General features: G+C 62.0%; 16 protein-coding genes. 9 read left to right on the top strand and 7 right to left on the bottom strand.

Going from position 1 to position 22,464, the window contains the following annotated elements; all coding sequences use genetic code 11:
* Window position 1 precedes the first annotated feature (1 nt).
* The gene (locus tag OIM94_RS15235; RefSeq protein ID WP_264607540.1) at window positions 2-2,131 is read left to right on the top strand and encodes a response regulator; all 2,130 of its coding nucleotides are present in this window, start codon (window positions 2-4) and stop codon (window positions 2,129-2,131) included.
* Window positions 2,132-2,357: 226 nt separating this feature from the next.
* Here the strand turns inward: OIM94_RS15235 and OIM94_RS15240 are convergent, their stop codons facing one another.
* On the bottom strand, window positions 2,358-2,765 hold the full coding sequence (locus tag OIM94_RS15240; RefSeq protein ID WP_264607541.1) for a DUF3597 domain-containing protein: 408 nt from the start codon (window positions 2,763-2,765) through the stop codon (window positions 2,358-2,360).
* A gap of 132 nt (window positions 2,766-2,897) precedes the next feature.
* Between OIM94_RS15240 and OIM94_RS15245 the strand changes: the two genes are divergently transcribed.
* Window positions 2,898-3,482 (top strand): DUF4142 domain-containing protein, encoded by a 585-nt coding sequence (locus tag OIM94_RS15245; protein WP_264607542.1) that lies wholly within the window; start codon window positions 2,898-2,900, stop codon window positions 3,480-3,482.
* A gap of 151 nt (window positions 3,483-3,633) precedes the next feature.
* On the opposite strand, the gene OIM94_RS15250 is transcribed toward OIM94_RS15245, so the two are convergent.
* Window positions 3,634-7,449: a PLAT/LH2 domain-containing protein gene (locus tag OIM94_RS15250; RefSeq protein ID WP_264607543.1), complete on the bottom strand. Its 3,816-nt coding sequence runs from the start codon at window positions 7,447-7,449 to the stop codon at window positions 3,634-3,636.
* A 139-nt stretch (window positions 7,450-7,588) separates the two neighbouring features.
* On the opposite strand from OIM94_RS15250, the gene OIM94_RS15255 reads away from it, so the two are divergent.
* Both OIM94_RS15255 and OIM94_RS15260 read left to right on the top strand, forming a co-directional pair.
* On the top strand, window positions 7,589-8,617 hold the full coding sequence (locus tag OIM94_RS15255; RefSeq protein ID WP_264607544.1) for an AraC family transcriptional regulator: 1,029 nt from the start codon (window positions 7,589-7,591) through the stop codon (window positions 8,615-8,617).
* 181 nt (window positions 8,618-8,798) lie between these two features.
* Window positions 8,799-9,149 carry a hypothetical protein gene (locus tag OIM94_RS15260; protein WP_264607545.1) on the top strand — a complete coding sequence of 117 codons (351 nt, stop codon included), beginning with the start codon at window positions 8,799-8,801 and terminating at the stop codon, window positions 9,147-9,149.
* Window positions 9,150-9,217: 68 nt separating this feature from the next.
* Here the strand turns inward: OIM94_RS15260 and OIM94_RS15265 are convergent, their stop codons facing one another.
* The gene (locus OIM94_RS15265) at window positions 9,218-10,090 is read right to left on the bottom strand and encodes a YiiG family protein (protein WP_264607546.1); all 873 of its coding nucleotides are present in this window, start codon (window positions 10,088-10,090) and stop codon (window positions 9,218-9,220) included.
* Window positions 10,091-10,153: 63 nt separating this feature from the next.
* A complete protein-coding gene (locus tag OIM94_RS15270; RefSeq protein WP_264607547.1) occupies window positions 10,154-10,393 on the bottom strand; it encodes a hypothetical protein in 240 nt (79 codons plus the stop codon).
* A 308-nt stretch (window positions 10,394-10,701) separates the two neighbouring features.
* Between OIM94_RS15270 and OIM94_RS15275 the strand changes: the two genes are divergently transcribed.
* Window positions 10,702-11,331 (top strand): hypothetical protein, encoded by a 630-nt coding sequence (locus OIM94_RS15275; RefSeq protein ID WP_264607548.1) that lies wholly within the window; start codon window positions 10,702-10,704, stop codon window positions 11,329-11,331.
* 55 nt (window positions 11,332-11,386) lie between these two features.
* Here OIM94_RS15275 and OIM94_RS15280 read toward each other — a convergent pair whose 3' ends face one another.
* The 3 genes from OIM94_RS15280 to OIM94_RS15290 form a co-directional block, all read right to left on the bottom strand.
* Entirely contained in the window at window positions 11,387-12,160 is a 774-nt protein-coding gene (locus OIM94_RS15280; RefSeq protein ID WP_264607549.1) for a DNA polymerase III subunit epsilon, read from the bottom strand.
* 162 nt (window positions 12,161-12,322) lie between these two features.
* Entirely contained in the window at window positions 12,323-12,571 is a 249-nt protein-coding gene (locus OIM94_RS15285) for a hypothetical protein (protein ID WP_264607550.1), read from the bottom strand.
* A 288-nt stretch (window positions 12,572-12,859) separates the two neighbouring features.
* On the bottom strand, window positions 12,860-13,249 hold the full coding sequence (locus OIM94_RS15290) for a hypothetical protein (protein WP_264607551.1): 390 nt from the start codon (window positions 13,247-13,249) through the stop codon (window positions 12,860-12,862).
* Between the two features lie 265 nt (window positions 13,250-13,514).
* Here OIM94_RS15290 and OIM94_RS15295 point away from each other — a divergent pair, with 265 nt between their 5' ends.
* The 4 genes from OIM94_RS15295 (at window position 13,515) to OIM94_RS15310 (ending at window position 22,357) form a co-directional block, all read left to right on the top strand.
* Window positions 13,515-13,736, top strand: a complete 222-nt coding sequence (locus OIM94_RS15295; protein ID WP_264609921.1) for an ArsR/SmtB family transcription factor — start codon at window positions 13,515-13,517, stop codon at window positions 13,734-13,736.
* 3,106 nt (window positions 13,737-16,842) lie between these two features.
* Complete coding sequence (locus OIM94_RS15300) at window positions 16,843-17,829, top strand: aldo/keto reductase (RefSeq protein ID WP_264609922.1); 987 nt, start codon at window positions 16,843-16,845, stop codon at window positions 17,827-17,829.
* 245 nt (window positions 17,830-18,074) lie between these two features.
* Entirely contained in the window at window positions 18,075-19,061 is a 987-nt protein-coding gene (locus OIM94_RS15305) for a glucokinase (protein ID WP_264607552.1), read from the top strand.
* A gap of 239 nt (window positions 19,062-19,300) precedes the next feature.
* Window positions 19,301-22,357, top strand: coding sequence for a response regulator (locus OIM94_RS15310; RefSeq protein ID WP_413716361.1), 3,057 nt, complete (start codon window positions 19,301-19,303; stop codon window positions 22,355-22,357).
* The last annotated feature ends 107 nt before the right edge of the window (window positions 22,358-22,464 follow it).

The raw sequence follows: 22,464 nt of genomic DNA on the forward strand, positions 1-22,464 counted from the left end.
GGTGCAGGTGCGAGCGAACGGGACGGCGGCCACCACCACCTTGCTGGCGGATTCGCTTCTGGCGGCCGGCGGAGAAGATGCGCCGCTTGCGCGAGCACGAGTGTTGCTGGTGGACGATGACGAGCGCAACCTGCTCGCCATTTCGACGGTGCTCGAGGATGTCGCCGAGATCGTCGTCGCGAATTCGGGGGAGGCGGCGCTGCGCCACCTCCTGAAGGGCGAGTTCGCGGTGATCCTGCTCGACGTGTTCATGCCGGGCATCGACGGCTATGAGACCGCGCAGATCATCCGCTCCCGCGAGCAGACCAAGCGCGTGCCGATCGTCTTCCTCTCGGCGGTCAACAAGGAAGACCAGCATCTGCTGCGCGGCTATTCGATGGGCGCCGTCGACTATGTCTTCAAGCCGGTCGATCCGGTGGTGCTCCGCTCCAAGGTGGCGGTGTTCGTCGACCTGTTCACCATGACGAAGGAGATACAGCGCAAGGCGCGTCAGGAGCAGGCGCTGCTCGACGCCAATCTGCGGGCGAACGCCGAACTGCTGCGCGCCGAGCAGGCGTTGCGCCTGGCCGAGCAGCGCCAGGCGGCGATCATCGAGTCCCTGCCGATCATCCTCTACCTGGAAGAACTGAACGCGTCGCCGCGCGTCCCCAAGTTCGTCAGCGGCAACTTCGCCGCGCTGACGGGCTTTGCCTTCGAGGCAATCCAGGCGACACCCACCTTGTGGATGGATCGACTGCACCCTGAGGATCGCGAGCGGGTCACCCAGGCACTCGTGGAGCGCCCTGAAGGCCGTTCCCTCGCGGTCGAGTACCGGTGGCAGTGCGCTGACGGACAGTACAAGCATTTTCTGGATCAGGCGGTTCTCCTGCGCGACGCTTTCGGCGAGCCTCTGGAATTCGCGGGTACCTTGTTGGACGTGACCGAACGCAAGGAGCTGGAAAGCCAACTGATCCAGGCGCGGAAGATGGACGCAATCGGTCAGCTGACGGGTGGCATCGCCCATGATTTCAACAACCTTCTTGCAGCAATGCTTGGCGGTTTGAGCATGATCGAGCGGCGCGTCGCACTGGACGAAGGGCAGCGCAAGGTCATCGACATGACCCGGCATGCTGCCGAACAGGGCGCCGAGCTCGTGAAGCACCTTCTCGCGTTCAGCCGGCGTCAAAAGCTGGCGCCTGCAACGATCGAGCTGTCAGCCCTCTCGACTACGGTCACTGAGCTCCTCACCCACACGCTAGGCGGCCTGGTAGAGCTCGTGTGGGAGATCGAGCCAGGTATGTCAGCCGTCTATGCCGACTCCGCGCAACTTGAGCTGGCACTGATGAACCTCATCATCAACGCGCGCGACGCGATGCCAGATGGCGGGGTGATTACTGTTTCTGCGGAGAATGCAGAGGTCTCGGGAGCCGACGATACGACGCTCGCACCCGGCCGCTACGTGATCTTGAGTGTCCGAGACACCGGCTGTGGCATTCCCCCGCATCAGCTCGATCAGGTGCTCGAGCCGTTCTTTACGACCAAGCCGGTCGGAAAAGGCACTGGTCTCGGCCTCAGCATGGTCTACGGCTTCGTCAAGCAATCCGGTGGAATCGTCCGGGTTGAAAGCGAAGTGGGCCTGGGCACCCGGGTTCAGCTGTGGATGCCGGAGGCTTGCGCTCGCTTGGCCGATAGTCCTTCAACGACCGAGTTCCTTGCGGCCGATCCCAAGGCATTGCGGGTCATTCTCGTCGACGATCATCACGCGGTGCGGCTGACGACCGTCGCCATGCTGGAGGATCTGGGGCATAGTGTGGTCCATAGCGGCGACGCCGCCACTGCCCTGGACATAATCCGCCGAGATCCCGGAGCATCGGACATCCTTATCACCGACTTCGCGATGCCGAAGATGTCCGGAGTGGAGCTGATCCGGCAGGTGCGATCCGTAGCGCCCGGTTTGCGGTCGATCATCATCAGTGGCAATGCCGATGTTCGCGACGTGATCGGCGACGATCTTGCGAATGGAGTGGTGTCGAAGCCATTCACGCGCGATAGGCTACGTTCCGCCCTGCTGGAGGTGATGACGGAACTCTCATGTCAGGATCCTTCGGTTGAGGAAGCGATCGTGAGAAATGATAGCGCCAGGAGCGCCTGATCTGATCTTGGAACAATGGCGTTCGAGTTCTGCTTCAGCGTTTGGCTGGATAGGAGCGGCGGAAGCAGCGATGAGGTGCCCACTGGCCGCTGAATGACGCGCGCGCATCGATGAATTCGCTGCCTCGTCCATGCGTTACGCGATATCGGCCAATGACCGTCAGGCAGCCCGTATCGACTGCGCTGCAGGGAGAAGCGCAGAGGCACACTCGCCTCTGCGCCTGCCATCAGGCGTTCCGCAGACTGTCAGGCACTATGCCACCGTTCTCTGCCAGCTTGGCCATGACCGCCCTATGAAGCGCGATGTTCTGTTCGGCGCTTCCATCGGCCCCCGCGTGCACGTTCAGTTCCTCAGCCAGGTCCTTTCGCGCGGCCAGGCTCGAGTCCAAGTCGAGGAGCTTGAGCAGATCCACGATGGACTGCTGATAGTTGCCACCTCCACCTTTGATCGCTGCCATTTCCGAGAGGACCGCTCCGACGTCGACGGAAGTCGTTGGTTGCTGCGCGGCCTCAGCTTGTGCGGCCGCAGGGGCCTGTGCAACGGGGGTGGAAGGACTGGTCTCGGTCGAAGGTGCTGGAGCCTCGACGCGTTTGTGGCCGAAAATGCGGTCGCGGATGCTGCTGAAAATGCTCATGTGGATCTCCTTGAGGCGCTCATGCGCTCGCGCGCTCAACGCCCTAGTCGACGGAGAGTTCGGCGGAACGGCGCCCTCTCGACCGCGTTCCCTAGTCGCCTGCGCGGCTCGCGCTCGATACGGGAGACAAGAATGTACGCTGTTCGCTGGACGATGCTGGGAGTCGCCGCCGTTGCACTTGCAGGCTGCGGATCCAAGACCGAGACGCATCAGACTGACACGGTGGTAGCTACGGGAAATGCTGCAAGTGCCGGATCAACCTCGACCTCCGGCGTGGCCGCTCCCGCCTCCGCAGGCCAGTCGTTCGCCAATGCAGCTGCTGCCAGCGATGCTTTCGAGATCGCTAGCTCACAGCTCGCTCAGCAGCAGGCTAGCAGCCCTGCGATCAAGAAGTTCGCAGAAGGCATGATCAAAGCGCACACGGATTCGACGGCGAAGCTGAAGTCGGCGGCTAGCACCGCTAGCCCGGCGATCACGCCGGACCCCACCCTGACCGCCACGCAGCAGCAGAAACTCGACGGGCTGAAGGCGCTAAATGGTACGGCATTCGACGAGGCGTATGCCACGGCGCAGGTGGAAGCTCATCAGCAAACGCTTGATGCCCTGAAAGCCAACGCATCCAACCAAGGGGTGCCTCAGCCGCTACGCACCTTCGCCACACAGTTGATCCCGACGGTCACTGCGCACCTCAATATGGCGAAGTCGCTGGCGAAGTGAGCCTGTGGGGGCGGCAAGGCTGAGCCGCCCCCAAGTTCCATCTGTCGGCATCAAATGACCTGCAAGCCTCGGGTTTTCGCGCTTCCGAGAGATGCTGCGCGATCTTGCCGAACCCGCTCATGAGCATGGCGCGCGCCGGCCGCCGCCTGCTTCATCCCCCTCGGATCATTTTCGACCCGGGGTTGAACGTTATACCCTTCCCGAGATCCACCCGACTGCTGAAGATGTCCGGGTTCCAGATGGGATCGCGAAACCGCTGCGACAGTGTGGCAACACTCGGGTCAAAGGTCCGTGCGGGAACGCTGGGAATGGGCGGCTGCGGCGTTTCCTCAGCGTCGAGGGGAGACCAGCCCGCCACGGCCTGAATACAGATGGTGCGATGGAGGATCTGGTCACCGACCATGGCGCTGATCCGAACCGGGCCCGCCAGGATGCCTTTCGCCTGTGCCTCGGTGCCGTTCTGCTGCGTGATCTCGATCTGTCCTCCCATACTTGTGGACCACCAGCCCACTGCGGTCACGCCATCAGGCAGCGGCGAGACGCTGAGCAAGACTTTCTCCCCTTGAGCAACTGTCTTGGCAGCCGAGATGACAGGTCCCCGCGGTAGACTGATCGGACCCCGGCCCCCGCGGTCACGTATTGGAGGTCGGCCCCTCGTTACGCTTTGACACCGCAGCTCGATTGGCACGACGCGTGCGTCCAGTTCCTGCCCCTCAGGCGTCGTGACATACGCGTACCCGCCGATGGTCCAGGCCGAACCAGGCAAATCTGGTACATCTGCGATCAGACTTCCCAGCACGAGGCGGCCGGACTGAGCGGCTGCCGGTGGCCAGCTGATCGCGACCGTAACACCCCCTCGGTCGCGACTGGTCTTGGTGACTGTGGCGCCGAGCGCTTGCATTGCCTGCGAAAGGGCGAAGTCCGGTTCAGCGGCCGGCTGGTCGACCCCCGGGCCGCAGCGCCGCTTTCTCGGCGCGAAATCGATGGTGGCCGCATTCACCGACACGCTCCCGACCACCAGGGTGAGGGGCACCGAAGCGGAGCGCGCTTTGGCACCAGGTTGAACAATGCCAGGCGCTTCCGCCAGAATAACATGCGCGGCCATCGAGCGAGCGTTGGGATCGGGTGTGCTGATCATCACCGAGCGCGGAAAGGTACGGTAGCCGTCCGCCTCTTCGACGAGCAATTCGCGCCGGTTGCCGGCAGGTACCGACAGCTGAAGGCGGCCGTTCGAAGTAACTTGCGCGCTAGCCTTTGTGGCCGAGCGGACCTTGATCGCGCTTCCGCTCGCTGTGCCGAGATCCACCGTCTGTTTCAGCGGCATTCGAGGCACGACAGGTGGAACGACGACGCGGCCATGCGTCGGATCGATCGGGATGCGAGGGTTGGGCACCTTGCGTGGATCGACCTTCGGGTCGAGCGGGGACACTCTTCCAGGTGAAGACCCATCCACACGGCCGTTGGCGCGGATCGCAGGCGCGATCTCGTCGAGGGTCGAAACATGGGACGGAAGGCGCGGCTGGTACCTCTTGATCGTAGCAAGATCGACAGCAAGTCCGCCCACGTCTGTCAGATGTGGAGCACCGTCGTCCAACATCGTTACGAGCGCGTTGGTCACTCGGTCCTTCGGTAGGGCGACCAGCTCGACGGCGACATCGCGAGCAAGCTGGTCCACACGGCGCGTGTGAAGATCGATCGCAGCCACATTCGCCAGAAGGCGCATCTCGTCCTTCTTCCACGCGAGACCGACCTGGCCGGGAGGCGTGCCGGCGGAGGCGCGAACTGCGTAGGTCCGCGCGACCGGATCGAGCTTCTCGTGCCGAACTGCTCGAGCAACCGGACGAATGTCGCTTACAAGCGCTTCCTCCGTAATCTGGAACGTCTGCGCAGTCAGGTCGAGGTCGATCAGCACCGTGCCGTGAATCTCCTCGACGGAAAGAGCAATGCCGGAATCGAGCATCAGGCTGACAAGACCTGGCCTGTCACTCGACGTCACGCGGAGTCGGACCGACTTCGCGTTCATCATATGGATGGGGCGAGGCGCCATGACAGGGGAAGCCTGCAAGCCGGTCAGAGGTTCGACGGTCGTGCCCGGCCCGGGAACGCAGCTTCCGAAATAGGCTATGGCCGCGTTGAACAGCTCCGCTACGGTCACCAGAGACCAGTGGCCCTGGTGACCGTATGCCGACAGCGGGATGGTGAAGCAATATTTGCCGTGCCACGGCGCATTCACGGTGTCGAACTTGAACGACCAGTTGCCCGTGGTTGGGTTTATGTCGAAGTGGGAGATGGGATCGTTCGTGGGACCCTCGCGTTTCGCTGGGCTGTTTGGATTGTAGACGTGCACCTGGTTGTTCGATTCGGCGTGCGCCACGACCACATGCCCTTCCAGAGGACTCCATGCCTTGGAGAATGCAATCATGCGAGGGTCGATCCAGCCGCGACTGAGTTCGTCCCGCACGTCTTGGAGCATAGGCCTCGCGTCCATGGTGTTTGGTGCCCCAGCGACATTGCCGATGGAAACGAGCCGAGAAGTATAGAAGCTGAGCGCTTCGGAGCTCATCATTGCGAGCTGGCCGACCTGGATGAGGTGGCTCAGTGCGGGAGCGGGTGACGACGCGCCGTTCGACTTGTCGAAGAGAGACCATTCCAGCGGGTACGGATTGCCTTCGACCGGAATGCTGTAATCGGAGATGATGCGCTGCCGGAAGCGAAGGGATGTCATCGCGAAGCCGTGGCAGCACCCGTTTCCGATCAGGTCTCGAGTAGCGTGATAGAAGATCTCTGCTTTGGGGCTGGGCACCACTTCGTCGAACGCACCGAACAGGTACATCTCGCCCTTGCCATAAGCCTCAACATAGCGATCCCAGCTGAACTCGTCCGGGAAGCCGTCTGCCTCCCCGCCGCTCATCGTGTTCACGAATGCAAATCCGCTGGCAAAGCGATAGCCGCTTGGGTGAACTGTGAATGTCTCAGACGAGTTGGCGGTGCCGGTCGCGGTGACGACCTGGATGGGACCACTCGCCGCGCCGGTCGGGACCGGCACGGTGACCATGTTCTCCCATAGCATGTCGGGAGCCACCTTGGCTTCGATCGTGCCACCGGCGGCCGCAGTGAAGAAGACCCTCGTCGTCTGCCCGACGCGCGCATCGAAGCTGGAACCGGTTATAGTGACAAGGGTGGCGCCAGGGCCCGCGGGAGGAGCATCCACCCAGCCAAATTCGGGTGAGATGTCAGAGATCGTGGGAGCCGGAAGCTTGCTCAGGCTCGCGATGCTGATCGTCTTGGAGGAGCTTCTGCCATCCGCGTCGGTGACGCTGAGAGTACCTTGCCAGGTCGTGCCGTCCGGACCTCCGACGCCTGAGATCAGGATGCGCCGCTTGTCCGTGATGGTGATGGTAGGCGGAGACCAGCCGCTGGTAGCTGGCTTGGAGAGGCTCCACTTGAGATCGAGCCTACCTCCTGTCGCGGAGAATTCGTGGCTTATGGCTCCGCCGGGCTTCGCCTGGATCTTGCCCGTGCCGTTGATCTTAGGTTTTGTGAACTCGACACGATGGAAGTTCGGTGCCGTCCAATGGCGATGCGGGCTTTCGTCCTCCAGCCAAACGACGCCCTGGCCCTCCGGCGTGGCGTAGATGGGCTGCTCGTTCACATAGATCTCTATCTTGTCGAAGGCCCATCCGCCGTAGATGGAGTCGGCGTCCTTGTAGAGCTGAACGATGCTGATGTCGTTCACTACGAAGCCGGCGAAATAGCTCGCTGGAGCCCAGCTCCAGTCGGTCGAATTTACCTCAAATCGGTTCGATCCATTGCCGGTCAGTCTGAACTGATACGCCTTCGTGGCGTTAGGGATTTCGATCAGGCGAATGTAGATGTTGTCATCGGTGCCAGCGGCGAATTTGTCCGCAGTGTGCGTGACAACCCGAATGCTGGTAATCGGGTCGTCGGGCTGAAGATTTACCCCCATTTCGCGCTCCTCCCTCGCTATTCATCGCAGCGGCGCAGGTTATCGGTGACTCCACAGGAGTTCGGCGCCAGTCTGCTGCAGTCGCTTCTACGATTCGCAATGCCTTGTATCTTGTGAGCCTAGCGAAAGGGTTGGCCGCATGCGTGGACAGGACCGCAACAAAGATGGACGGGAGAGCAGCCAACCGAACAGCCCGGGGCTGATCCGCTTCTCCACCAACGACCTGCCTGAACGGGATCGGGTTGCGCTTTGGCGTGACCAGATGGGGCAGACCCTCACCGGCTGTAATCCGTCGTCGCTCGATGGAGGCACGTTGTCCGTCGATTTCGCGGCAGTCGGAGGAGCTGGGCTGCGTCTCGCAACAGTGGATCTTACGGATACCCGCAACAATCGAGACGCCTTCTGCCTAAGTGATGGTGACGAGGACCTCATTCTCTTTTTGTCACTGAGCGGCGAGGGCTGGACGGACCATTATGGAGAACGCGTGAGGCTGCAGGCTGGTGACGGCATGCTGGCACGCTTCGACCGGACGCTCGACACCGGCTGGCCCAGAAGTCGGCTGCTGCTCGTTCGCCTTAGCCGCGCAATGTTAGGTGGTGTGCAGCCGGATGCGGTACTTGGGCAACGGCATCGAGGCGACACTACGGTGATGCGGCTGCTCGGCAGCTATGCGCGAACGGCTTGGGAGGAGGCAGCCAGGACCGGCTTTCTGCATCCGCTCGCAGAGCGGCATATGGCGGAGCTCGTCTCCAGCCTCTGCGCCGCCGGGCCCGACGAACAAGACCGGCTAGCACGGCCAGCCTTGGGCGCTGCTCGTGTCGCTGCCATGCTCGAGGTCATGGCCCTGCGCTATTCCAATCCCTGCCTCTGTATGCGGGACGTGGCGGCTGCAGTCGGCGTCTCAGAGCGCGCTGGCCATCTGGCGTTTGAAGATGCGGAACTGAGCTTCACGCAAGAACTCTACGGCATCCGCCTGTCGAGAGCGGCAGAGCGCCTGAGCTATCGCTACGAGCGCGTGATGGACACGGCCTTCTCCGTTGGCTTCTCGGACATGTCACACTTCCACCGACTGTTCAAACGGCGATACGCCTGTACGCCACGGGAGTGGCAGGAACGCTCGCATTTTCATCCGGGCGTCGACGGAACTGTCGCAGCAGAGCCCGTGTGAGCGACGTTGCCCGTCGTTGATGGTTGCCCGTCCGCATCGCGTCCGCACGCTTGGGGCGTTGAACTCGGCCCCAGGCGCGTTGCACGGCCCGCCAAGTGAACCGCGCTCTTCATGTCTAGCCAACACGCCGGTATAGCGGCTGGCTCGATCCGCGTTGAGGAAGACCATGCACAGCCTATCAATGATCCTCGCGGCAGCCGCCGCGCTTGCGAGCAGCTCCGTCGGCCAGACTGGCTCTGTCATTCCGGCCAAGTTCCGAGGGGAGTGGGCACGAACACTGGGCGACTGCAATCTGCGGGGAGGCGAGAACAGCGCGGGGTTCACCGTTACAGCGAAGGCCATCATCTACTACGAGGAACGCGAAGAGGTGAAGCAGGTTCGCATGACCGGGCTGAACAGCCTCGCGTACAGCAGCAAGTACATCTCGACCGATGGCGAAGAGCCCTCCAAGGGAACCCTGCGCCTGTCGCCGGACGGCGCCCGGATGCTAGGGTCCGACCGATCGTCGGATCTCGTCCGCTGCGTCAAGTAGGCATGCCCACCGTGGAGGCGGTCCAGATGGTCGCGAGGAAGGCATGGAGCCGGTGACCCACCCCGACCTCACCAGCTGGCGGCTTCGACGGCGTGGTTGTAGCTCGCCACCATCTGCTCAGCATGCGTAGAGCGGCGCGTCTCCTTGAAAGTCCGGTAGCTCCCGAGCATCGAAGAGAGGAAGTGTAGTTCTGGCGGGTCCTTCCCGTCAGACTTGGCTGCGGCAGCGTGCGCGGCGGCAATCGCCTGGTCGATGATTGCAGCGTCTGCATCGCTGCGGGCGAACAGGGCAGCGTCGGGAGCCGGGGAGCTGACGAGGTGCTTGATCATGCCGTTGGCGCGGAACATCGCCAGACGGCGATTGTAGCCCAGCATATCGCCGTCAGCCTTCAGCTTCTCGATCGCGGCAGTGTCTCGCTTCAGCGTTTCGCGGTCGAGCATCTCGCCGAACCGCTTCAGGTCCGCATCGGCAGCATCGAGCTCGGCGAGCATCTGCGGATCTTCCTTACGCCCCCGCGCCAGCTTATCATTCAGATAGGCCTTGCTCGTATAATAGGGGGAAAGGTCCGCGAGGTGCGCTCGCACTTTGGTCAAGGAGCGGATTAGAGCCTCGGCCGCCCCCTCAAGCTCAGCGGAAGCACCCGATAGCGCGCGAGCAGCCTTCAGCTGCTCGATGCCCTGATCAATCATTCCGGCGCCGACGAGAAACTCGCCATCGGTCGCGGCGTGTGCCACATCAGCCTTGCGGTATTTTGCCGCCTGCTCGGTGTACCCAAAAGAGCCAAGCAAGCGATTATGGGCCGCGATGAAGGCGTTCAACTGATTAGATGCCGCGGCGCCCGAAGAGGCGCTGCCCTGTTCGTTGCGGTACGACTTGTCGCACGCGCCGAGACATAGAGTCGCTGCGCCCATCACTGCCGTGAAGAATATAGTAGGCTTCATGGTTGCTCCCGGTTGATCCAATCTGCGTCCGCCAGCAGCCATCTCACCGCTACCTGCTAGACATCAAAGCCAAGTGCGGCCGTCAGTCCCTGCGCAGCCATAGGGGGGCAACTGGTTCGGCAAGCGTCCGCGCAGGCTATGGCAGCCCCAGCTGCGCAGCGGCTTCGGCGCATGGCTGTTCAGTGCAATGCCGACCTCGTCGTACGGGCTCTCTGCGTAAGCTACGTACAGGTACCAGCGGCCGCCAAATATCGCTGTCGCCCCCAGGAGCACAACGCAGACAACCTGCACGATCTTATTCATGTAAGCCCTCTTCGCGACGTGACTTCTCCGTTGCAGGCCGCTCCGACAAATTCAACCCTTTCACCCCTTCGCGCCTTAGCGCTGACCGCCAGTCGAACTCCCGGCGAGGCGGATGCGAAGTGGAACCTTCGGCCTATAGCCGCGGCCAAAGCGAGCGCATGCCGAGTGCGTGCCTCGAATTCGACGCCCATGCCTCTCGGGCAGTTCGAACCGGCTTGGCGCTCGTCCCGCCTTTTGCGCTACTTGACCTCCCCGTCGCCCTTCGACGATCGACACGGTCGCTCGAAGACGGATCGAAGGAAAAACGGATGGCATATCGCCGAACGCTGGCGAGCGATGCGCTCGCACTCGAGATGCCTGACGGCACCGTTCGACAGGTACTGTTCGCCGACGAACGCGCCGTCGCAGATGCTCTCGCCCCGGGGCGGCAGATCCTCGATGGGATCGCAATCTCCTGGGGCCTCCTCCCACTGGGCAGCATGTTCGTTTCGAAGGCCAGCAGGTCTGCCGAGACTTGGGATTCGGGCTCCAGCTCGCGGGTTTCTGGCGCCGCTTTCGGCTTCGCGGCGCTGGGCAGCGATGTCGGGCTCTATGCGATCCACTCCAGCAGCAACGCCGAAGCGCGGCGCTCGGCGCCTTTCGTCGCGAAGCGGTACGAAAGGCTGGCGCGGGCTCTCCGATCCTTTGAAGGCAGCCGACGTCATCTCCGCGACGCCTTGGTCGTAGACGTCCTGAAGGGCGAACCGGAAGCGTGCGGTGAAGATATGGTCAGAGTGACCTGCAGTCTTCATCCGGATCCAGGTAGAGGATTCTACCTGCACCGTCATGCGCACCATTTTCAATGCTTCTCGTGCGGCGCCTGCGGATCGGAAGTCGATTGGCTAAGGGCGAAGTACGGCCTTTCCCGCCAGCATGCGACATCGATTCTCGCGGGCTAGGACGAGCGGCCCAGACGTACAGTCACGCGCCCCATCGCCTGACTCTCGGCCCCAGTCAGCGAAAGCGAGTTTTCGCTGTCAGTTCCTCGCACTCAGGGCCCATGCCGCGAGCTCCCCTGCCGGTGCGGTAGACGTTGATCGCGAGCCAGAGCTCTTCTGGCAGCTTTTCTGCGTCAGACACTTCCTTCCACCACACTCGAAGGTCCGCGTCCCACCGATATCCGCGGTCGCGGAGCTCATCCTTCACGTGGAACGAGGCGCCATAGGCTCTGAGAATCCACGATTGGTGTGACGCCTGTTCGACGAGCTGCGAGAGGGCGGAACGCGCGTTTTCGAAGCGGTGGCGGAGCAGCTGGATCAGCCCGTCGACTTCGCTCGCTTCATCCTCTGGGTCGATGAACCATCCGATCTGACATAGCAGGTATCCCAGCGATCGCCCTTGAAGACCGTGGCTCCGCCAGTCGATCTGCGTCATCGAGCAGGCCCAGGGCAGATCGCATGCCTGCGGCAGCTGGCTCTCGATCCATGGGCGGGCGAACGCAGCACCGTGAGACACGATGATGGACGAGGTGCGCAGCATGTCCAGAAACGCCTGTTCACCGATTACATCGTCCACGAACTGACCGGCTTCCGGACTGCCGCTGGCCTCAGTGAAACCTGAGCACACGGAGGGTGCACGGTTGCGCCAGAGTTGCGGCTTGCCGAGGTAGGACACAACGCCATCAGCATCGTAGAGGAACAGGCGGACAACCACGCTGACACTCAGGTCGCCAGCATCTTCCGAACCTGACGTAGTCACCTTCAATGCGATCGCAGGCTTCGCAGCCACCTCGCATCCTTCGCCCGTTGGTCCAACTTGAAGTCGGACCCGGTGGAGCAGGCGAACGTCTTCGTTCCCGGACGCAGTGTCGCGTCCGACTTCCATCATTCCATCCATTTGCTTCTCCTGCCTGGCTTCAGGCGCGAATATGTTAATGCGGGCGTCCGAGCGTCAGATCTCGATGCGCTGCTCGATGTCTACCGCGAACGCGAGCGCCGAGGGGTCCGTGCAGTTGCGCTCGATCTCACGGATCATGTCAGCCACGGCCGGGGGAACGATCGCAGCTGCGATGGGCGTGGCGGGGAAGAAGCCGCAGCGAAGTTCCGCGATCGCAACGACATCCTCACCGAATCTCGAACGAAGTCGTTGGACGACCTGGGCGTGATGATGAGCCACCGAGGCGTGGAAGGCCTGAATCATCAGGCTCCCGTCGGCATAGATGATGGTGGCGGTGTAGAGCCGCGGCGTGGGCAGCTGGCGAGCCAGGGAGCTACGACCCCGCTTCGGTCTGATCAGGCGGCGGGCACCTTGACCCGCAGCGCGATCCGGCTGGCTATCGCCGGCTGGCAGTGCGCACTGCGGCTCACGCCTCCTGGGTGCAGCCGGCCGCGTGTTCGGCTGCTTGGACGTAAATGATCGCTTCCTCCGCGGCGGGACCTCTTCCGAAACGCTCAAGCTTGGTCTCCTCTCTTGTCAAAGTAGCTGTCTTCAGACGTGCCGCGGCAAGGGCTGCTCTTCCGACTCCTGTTCGAGCAGGTCGTCGAGCAAGCTGGGGTCGGCGTCCAGGCCGATACCCAGCCCATGCAGCAGGATTGCGCGCTTGCATCCGGCAAGCTCGAGGGAGGCGTTGATGGCGTCGGCGCCATCGAAGAGCGCCAACGGCGCGAGCAACCATGCGACGGGGTCATGCTCCAGGCCTTCGCGCTGAAAGCGCGCGCCAGTTTCAGCGGCAACGATAGCGAGTCGGATCAGTCGGCGTCTGGTGACGAGGATGGGCGGATCGTTGCGGTCGTCCAAACCGAGCGGATCCGGCCAGTGGAATGTTACCGGCGGGCGGCTGCATTCGTGAAGTTCTTCGATGTTGGCATACGCGTGCATGGGTCGATCCCTTTCAGGCGCGTGGTGGACTCCAGATCCAGGAACGTGAGAGCGGCTCCTGAAACTCATATAGGAAGATGACACACATCATTTCCACAATTCCGGAAACGTCGTAGCAATTTTGATGGTTAAGCGCCTCTTCAGCAAACACACGTTGGCTAGTTGATCGACCAGTCTTTTCGATTATTCTCGCACCATGGAACTATCAGCTACCGTGACCCTGTTGAGCGCTCTCGCGCAGCCAACGCGCTTCCGGTGCATGGCCATGCTCGCCGAAAGGGGAGAGGCAACGGCCGGCGATTTGGCATCGGGCCTGGGCGTGCCAGCGAACACGATGTCCAGCCATCTGACTGTTCTTGCGCATGCGGGTCTAGTTTCGTCCTCGAAGTCCGGACGTCATGTCCTCTATCGAGCGAATACAGCGCGGCTCGAACCCCTAATTGGAAGGCTGAGCACCTTGGTCGCAAAAGAGCTGAAGGCAGAATGATCGCCTAGCCAGACCTGTTTTGAATACCGTCAGGCGGGCGGCTCGAAGGCGGTGGTGCATGCCGCGCGACCCCATCGCTTGTGGTTGGTGCTTCCCTGGCGCGCCGCGTGAAAGCGGTCGCCAGCCGCAGCCCAGCGGTATGCACATGCGTGCATCGGGGCGTGGTATGCACATGTGTGCATCGGGGCGTTGGTATGCACATGTGTGCATCGGAGCGGCTGATTATGCACATGTGTGCATCGGGGCGGCTGGGTATGCACATGTGTGCATCGGAGCGGCTGATTATGCACATGCGTGCATCGGAGCGGCTGATTATGCACATGTGTGCATCGGGGCGGCTGGGTATGCACATGTGTGCATCGGAGCGGCTGATTATGCACATGTGTGCATCGGGGCGGCTGATTATGCACATGCGTGCATCGGAGCGGCCGGTATGCACATGTGTGCATCGGGCTATGCACATGTGTGCATCGGAGCGGCCGGTATGCACATGTGTGCATCGGAGCAGCTGATTATGCACACGTGTGCATCGAAGCTGCTGGCTATGCACATGTGTGCATCGACGGGAGCTAGTCCGCAGAAATTTTGCCCCGCGTAGCGAATTTTCGGCGGCAAACGGAGCATGAAAGGTCTCTTGGCGAAAGGATTACGTTCGCCGTCTGACGCGGTCTGCTTCGACTGGCGGCCACCCGAAACCGAGGTGGCGTGCTTCGTCCTCACACGAGCGTCAACTGATCAAGAGCCTTGGCGTCGCGAACTTAACTCTTTGGGCTATCAATGCGCGTACGCAGGAAAATTTCGCAGCTTATCGCTAAAAGCCGTAATTCATGAGCGGGTCCGACCGCTAGCTTTATGGCTATCGGCAATCTCGCAATCCGAGAGGTGCAGGATCTCTGACAGACGCTTGCACGCGACGCAGAGAAGCTCAGGCTGAACCAGGTCATTCACACGCGTGCGACCCCGGGACTCGGCTATGCACATGTGTGCATCGGGGCGGCTCGGTATGCACATGTGTGCATCGGGGCGGCTGGGTATGCACAAGTGTGCATCGGGCGGCTGAGTATGCACATGTGTGCATCGGAGCGGCTGGTTATGCACATGTGTGCATCGGGGCGGCTGGGATGCACATGTGTGCATCGGGCGGTTGATTATGCACATGTGTGCATCGGAGCGGCTGGTTATGCACATGTGTGCATCGGGGCGGCTGGGATGCACATGTGTGCATCGGGCGGCTCATTATGCACATGTGTGCATCGGGGCGGCTGGGTATGCACATGTGTGCATCGGGGCGGCTGATTATGCACATGTGTGCATCGGGGCGGCTGATTATGCACATGTGTGCATCGGGGCGGCGATTATGCACATGTGTGCATCGGCGGCTGATTATGCACATGTGTGCATCGGGGCGGCTGGTTATGCACAAGTGTGCATCAGGCCGGTCGATCCTGCGCAAGTTCGCCCGGATGTGATTTGAAAGGAGATCGGGCTAGCCTATTGTCGCATAGCTAGTGCGCAGGCGGCTGCGATCCCAAGCCGATAGGCCTGCAGCGTAGGCGCAAGCCGCTGAAATACCCAGTTAAAGCTGAGCAGCGTGGAGCGTGATGTTAATCAAACTCCTGACTTGATGACCATCAACAGAAAGGGGGGCGCGACCTCTGGAGGCCACGGCCGCGATCGGGATCGTACGACCGAGGGGTCCTCAGGTTGACCGATTATGCACATGTGTGCATCGGGCGGCTGATTATGCACATGTGTGCATCGGGGCGGCTGGTTATGCACATGTGTGCATCGGGGCGGCTGGGTATGCACATGCGTGCATCGGAGCAGCTGGTTATGCACATGTGTGCATCGGAGCAGCTGATTATGCACATGTGTGCATCGGGCGGCTGATTATGCACAAGTGTGCATCAGGCCGGTCGATCCTGCGCAAGTTCGCACGGATGTGGTTTGAAAGGAGATCGGGCTAGCCTACCGTCGCACGGCAAGTGCACAGGCGGCTGCGATCCCAAGCCGATAGGTCTGCAGCGTAGGCGCAAGCCGCTGAAATACCCAGTTAAAGCTGAGCAGCGTGGAGCGTGATGTTAATCAAACTCCTGACTGGATGACCATCAACAGAAAGGGGGGCGCAACCTCTGGAGGCCACGGCCGCGATCGGGAGCGTACGACCGAGGGGGCCTCAGGCTGACCGATTATGCACATGTGTGCATCGGGCAGCTGAGATGCACCTGTGTGCATCGGGACGGCTGATTATGCACATGTGTGCATCGGGCGGTTGATTATGCACATGTGTGCATCGGGACAGCCAATTATGCACATGTGTGCAAAGCGCGACCGCAGCGACTCGGCCAATGCGTTATGCACACATGTGCATAAAGCGCGTGATTTTGCACATGTGTGCATAACAACGCGTGAAATCGAGAAGTTAGAACGGTGCGGGAGATGGCCAACATGCTGTATAACAAGGAATAAATAAAGTTGACGATAAGCGATTTTTGATTATCGCGCGTGATCACGTACGTGCGCTCGTGCACGCGGGCGCGCACGGATCCGCGCGCGCGCGGATCCACGCGCGCACGGATCCACGCGCGCGCGGATCTCTCTATCAATCTGAATCTAAGAATCTTAGATTAGATAAGAGAGAGACTCTCCGTGTGCGCGCGAGAACCCTTCGAGGCGCAGCTTCCTATGAAGCTTATCCGTTCGTGCGACACACCCGCACGCGTTGCGCCAATGGACGTTCATCAGACCATGCAACGATCAGATTTACATAGCTTCCCTGGGGTGAAGGCCATCCGCAGGATCTTCGCGCGTCGAAACGGTGCCAGACGCCACGCGGTCAGCCGCCGGCTTGATGGCGCCGCATGCGGATCCTACAACCCATGACGAGCCGGAGTTTGGATGTGCCGGCATCGTGGGAGCAGCGTCGTCGTGGCGATCGAGAATCGGAAGTCGTCTGAGGGTCGGTGCGCGCGGGAGCGTGCACGCGACCGATCGAGTGGAAGCTGCGCCTGGGAAGGCAACCGAACGGCAGTTGACGCATTCTGCATTCGAGCGACGCCCTACGCGGCGACTCTCGCGAAGTGACGGAGCTGAGCCGATGACGACTGTGGCCAAGCGCCAGCTGGGCAGCCAGGGCCTCCAAGTGGCCGCGCTCGGTCTCGGCTGCATGGGCATGTCCGAGTTCTATTTCGGTCGCGACGAGCGGGAATCGATCGCGACGCTCAACCGTGCAATCGAGATGGGCGTCGACTTCCTCGACACGGCCGACATGTACGGCGTCGGCGCGAACGAGGAGCTGGTCGGGCGGGTCGTGCGTGAGCGACGCGATCGGGTCGTTGTCGCCACCAAGTTCGGCAACGTCCGGGGCGAGGACGGCAGCTTCAGGGGCATCAATGGCCGCCCCGAGTATGTGCGGGCTGCCTGCGACGCTAGTCTCCGGCGGCTCGGTCTGGAGGTGATCGACCTCTACTATCAGCACCGCGTTGATCCCGGCGTGCCTATCGAGGAAACTGTCGGGGCGATGGCCGACCTGGTTGCAGCGGGCAAGGTGAAGTACCTTGGTCTTTCCGAGGCGGCGCCCGAGACGCTACGCAGAGCGCATGCCGTACATCCGATCAGCGCGCTCCAGACGGAATACTCACTGTGGAGCCGGGATCCGGAAGATGAGATCCTGCCTACCGTTCGGGAGCTTGGGATCGGGTTCGTGGCGTACAGCCCCCTTGGCCGCGGTTTCCTTACCGGCCAGTTCAAGACGCAGGATGATCTGCCCGAGGACGGTTACCGACGCAATTCGCCGCGCTTTCAGGGAGCGGCATTCGAGAAGAACCTGCAGTTGGTCTCGGAAGTCGAGCGTATGGCCGCCGAGAAGAACTGCACGGCCGCGCAACTCGCTCTGGCATGGGTGATCGCGCAAGGCCAGGACATCGTTCCGATCCCAGGCACCAAACGCCGCAACTATCTTGAAGAAAACGTCGGTGCTCTCCAGGTGATGCTCTCGGAAGAGGACATGCGTCGCATCGACGCGATACTCCCGCTGGGTGCGGCCATTGGCGCGCGCTACCCGGAGGCAAGCATGGCTGGCCTCAACCGATAGGGGCGATCGGGTTCACTCTCGCTGGGTCTCGGAGATGGATTACACAACGGCCGGAACATCCGGCGTGCATGTGTGACGAGCGCGGACACCATCCACACCCGACGGGCTCTTCGATCACAAAAGCCGCACTTGCTCCAAGTTGCTCCCGCGCGTCGGATATTTCCTGAGATTACAGGCAGCTGAGCCGCTCGTAGAAGCCGCGTGGCGGCAACATCGCAATGTGCGAGAGCCGCAAGGGAGGGGCGATGTCCGAGCAAGCGATCGTTGCAGACGTAGGCCGAACCGCACTGCGCATCGGAATCACGGACGCTACCTGCTCGCTGGTGAGTGAAAGCGTTCGCACGCTCTCTCCTGAGGCGGAACCTACAGTTTCTGGCGCCATAAGCGGGCTTGCGAGGGAGCACGGCCTGGTCGGCGGTCGCATTCCGCTGGCAATCGCCGTCTCGGGAATGCCGCGCGGCGACATGATCTCCGTGACCAACGGCCGCTGGCGCATATCTCGACCGGGTCTCACGGCCATGCTACAGCGCGAGCCTCTGATACTGAACGACTTCGCTGCGAACGCCTGGGCCATCAGCGATAGGCGTGATCATTTCCTCGAGTGCCTCTGCGGTGGGCAACTGGATCCGCAGCGACCGGGCACCTACTGCATCATAGGCATAGGCAGTGGTCTCGGCGTTGCGCTGATGGCTAGAGATGCATCAGGGCGTGTGACCGTCATGCCCACGGAAGCCGGCCACTGCGCTTATCCCTCCGGCCTGCTCGAAGTCATGGCGGGCGCATCCGCGCTGCGGGCCACGGGAGGCTTTACCTCGGCGGAGTCCATTCTCTCTGCGGGCGGCCTTCTGGCAGCGTACACGGCCACCGCAGTCTCTGCCGGCGCGAAGCCCTCCACCTCTGATCCGAAGGAGGTGATCCGGCGGGCGATCGGCGCGGTTGACGAGCATGCGGTCGTTGCGCTCAGGACCTGGTGTTCGGCGCTCTGGTATTTCGCGGGCAACATGACGCTGGCCTACGGAGCGCTGGATGGCGTGATCCTGACCGGTAGCGTGTCGGCGTCCCTGAAGAAGATGCTTGCGCGGGAGGAGCTGGCCAGACACTTCGTCGTACCCGGCCCCTATCAGAAGCAGCTAGCAATGGTGCCTCGTGCGCTATCGACCCTCCTGCATCCCGAGCTCGCCGGGGCCGCGGTCGCGTTGCGGACCTCATTGACCGCGCACGAAGTGCGATGAGGGTGCGAACATGTGACGGAACAGCGCAGCGGCGGCTCCATCAGCATCGATGCGGTCAGGATGATCGAGCCTCTTTGGCATGAACCGCTCGCCTTCGCTGACGCGGAACGGGCGCGGCGCCGCTCTCGGGGTCTTGGGTTAGGATGCCGACCGGCCGGGGCGCCCGCGACGGCTTAGATTACGGTGGCAATCCGGATGTCCCCGGATTATTCGCGCGCGTCCCAATCGGAGCCATGCCCTTGACCAGTTCTGCCACCGGCCCGGAGCCCTATAGCGACATCTTCGTCGGCGACGGCGAGATGGCGCGGCTGATGCGCACTCACGATTGGAGTGCCACCGCACTTGGTGATCCCGCCGCGTGGCCAAATGGCCTGAAGGTCGCACTCCGCCTGCTGCTCACGTCGCGCTTCGAGATGTGGCTCGGTTGGGGCCCGGACATCAACTTCTTCTACAACGATGCCTACCGTCCCACGCTCGGGATCAAGCATCCAAACTCGCTGGCAGTTCCCACACGCGTGCTCTGGGCTGAAATCTGGGACGACATCAAGGAACGCCTGGCGACCGTATACGAGCGGGGCGAAGCAACCTGGGACCGCGCGCTGCTGCTGCTTCTCGAGCGTAACGGCTATACCGAGGAAACGTACCACACCTTCTCCTACAGCCCGCTGATCGGCGACACGGGAGCTGTCGAAGGGGTCTTCTGCGCGGTTTCCGAAGAAACAGATCGCGTGATCAGCGAGCGGCGTCTCGCCTCTCTGCGTGAGCTTGCGAGCGGGCTGGCGCGGGCCCAGGTCCGAGGTGACGTGCTGGACGCAGTGCGGTCAGGGCTTTCTCGTAACCTCCACGACCTACCCTTCAGCATCGTGTACCTGTTCGATGATGCCATGGTGCCTGAGCTCGCAGCCACTGCAGGGATTGCAGCCGATGCCGCGCACTGCGATCCTCGCTTTTGGCGGCTGGACCGCAGCGCAGGTCTCGACAAGATTATCGTGGAGGATGCCCCAGCCGGCCTGCCGCAGGGAGCGTGGAACAGGTCTCCGTCTAAGGTCGCCATCGTTCCACTCCCCGGCCAAGCAGGAGGAAGAGCGCGTGGGGTCATGGTCGTGGGCCTCAATGCCTTCCGACCGGCGGAAGAGCAGTACCTGAGCTTCCTCGATCTCCTGGCAGGGCAGATCGCCGCCGGGCTGGCGAGCGCCGAAGCGATGGAGCTTCGCACGCGGGAGCGAGACCGCGTTCGCGACCTCTTCCAACAGGCCCCCAGCTTCATGTGCATACTTGCCGGCCCTGAGCTGCGGTTCGAGCTGGTCAACGACGCCTACCTCCAGCTTGTCGGCCATCGCGATCTGATCGGCCTACCCGTCCGCGAGGCGCTCCCGGAGATCGAAGGACAAGGCTTTTTCGAACTGCTCGAGAACGTGTTTTCCACTGGCAAGCCCTTTGTCGGTCGAAACATGCCGGTAACGATCCAGCGAGGCAGTGGCGCGCCTCCCGAGGCTCGCTTCGTTCATCTCGTCTATCAGCCGATCGTCGAGCCGAACGGGTCCGTCTATGGCATCTTCGTCGACGGCTATGACGTGACTCACCAGAAGCGAGCAGAGGATCAACTGCATCAATTGAACGAAACCCTGGAGCACCGGGTCACCGAGCGAACGCGAGAGCTTCGCGCGGCATTGGAGCGTCTGCATCACGAGGCAAGCGAGCGCGAAGTGGCCGAGCGCGCCTTGCGCCAGTCGCAGAAGCTTGAAGCGCTCGGAAAGCTCACCGGCGGCGTCGCGCATGACTTCAACAATCTCCTGCAGGTGGTCAGCGGAAATCTTCAGCTTCTCTCGCGGGACGTCGCTGGCAACGATCGCGCCGAAAAGCGCGTAGAGAACGCAATGGCGGGCGTGACCCGCGGAGCCAAGCTCGCTTCCCAGCTGCTGGCGTTCGGTCGCCGCCAGCCGCTCGAGCCCAAGGTAGTGAACCTGGGGCGGCTGGTTCGAAACATGGATGACCTTCTACGACGAGCGATCGGCGAAGACATCGAGATCGAGACGGTGGTATCCGGCGGACTTTGGAACACCCTGATCGATCCGGGCCAGATCGAGAACGCGATCCTGAACCTGGCGATCAATGCGCGGGATGCCATGCCTGATGGCGGCCGCCTCACGATCGAGGCAAGCAACGCGTTCCTCGACGACGAATATGCCAGGCAGCACGACGACGTGAAGGCCGGGCAGTATGTCATGATCGCGGTCACCGACACAGGGTCGGGTATCCCGAAGGCAATCCTCGAACAGGTGTTTGAGCCCTTCTTCAGCACGAAGCCCGAAGGTAAAGGTACGGGGCTCGGCCTTTCCATGGTCCACGGTCTCGTCAAGCAGAGCGGCGGGCATCTCAAGGTTTACAGCGAAGTCGGCGAGGGCACCACGATAAAGCTCTACCTGCCCCGCGAGACCCAGGAGGAGGATGTTCTCACCGACATCAGCGCTGCTCCCGTTCGTGGCGGATCCGAGACCGTGCTGGTCGTCGAGGACGATGACGGAGTCCGAGAGACCGCCGTCGCGCTTCTCTCGGAGCTTGGTTATCGCGTGCTGAAGGCTCGAGACGCGATGAGCGCGTTGAACGTGATCGAAAGCGGCATACCCATCGATCTGCTGTTCACCGACGTGGTGATGCCCGGGCCACTTCGGAGCCCGGAACTAGCCCGCAAGGCCAAGGAACGGCTGCCGAACGTGGGCGTCCTGTTCACCTCGGGCTATACCGAGAACGCAATCGTGCATCATGGTCGCCTCGATCCGGGCGTGGAGTTGCTCTCGAAGCCCTATTCGCGTGAAGCGCTGGCGCGGAAGGTGCGTCACGTTCTTGGCAACCAGGCGCAGCGCAATGACCTGCAGACGTCCAACGCGACGCGCGCGCAAGTGACCACTGAGGCAGGCGTGGGGCATTCGAAGCCGCTTGGCTGCACCATACTTCTTGTCGAAGATGACGATCTGATCCGATCGAACGCGGCGGAGGTGCTGGCGGGCGCGGGTTTCTCGATCGTAGAGGCGGCGAGCGCGGAAAGCGCTGAGCAGCTATTGGACGCTAGCGGGATCGACATACTTCTCACCGATGTGGGCCTGCCGGGCAAGTCCGGAGTGGAGCTTGCCAGGAGCGCCGTAGCTCGGTTCCCTCAGCTGCGAGTGATGTTTGCCTGCGGCGATGACTCGCGGATCAGCGAGGTCGTGGAAGACGCTACGATATTGCTCAAGCCCTACAAGGCCGAAGAGCTGCTGAGCTCAGCAATGAAGGCATGGAAACGCGCGAATCAGTAGGGAAGGGTGCGTCAAAGGCGCAGCGCAAGTCAGGAACGACAGGTCGTACTGGCCCAGTGCATGGATCGCGCAAGATCTAGATTAGCCCCGTCCTCTTGCTCACCGAC

It is taken from the genome of Sphingomonas sp. R1 (genome assembly GCF_025960285.1).
Classification (GTDB): Bacteria; Pseudomonadota; Alphaproteobacteria; order Sphingomonadales; family Sphingomonadaceae; genus Sphingomonas.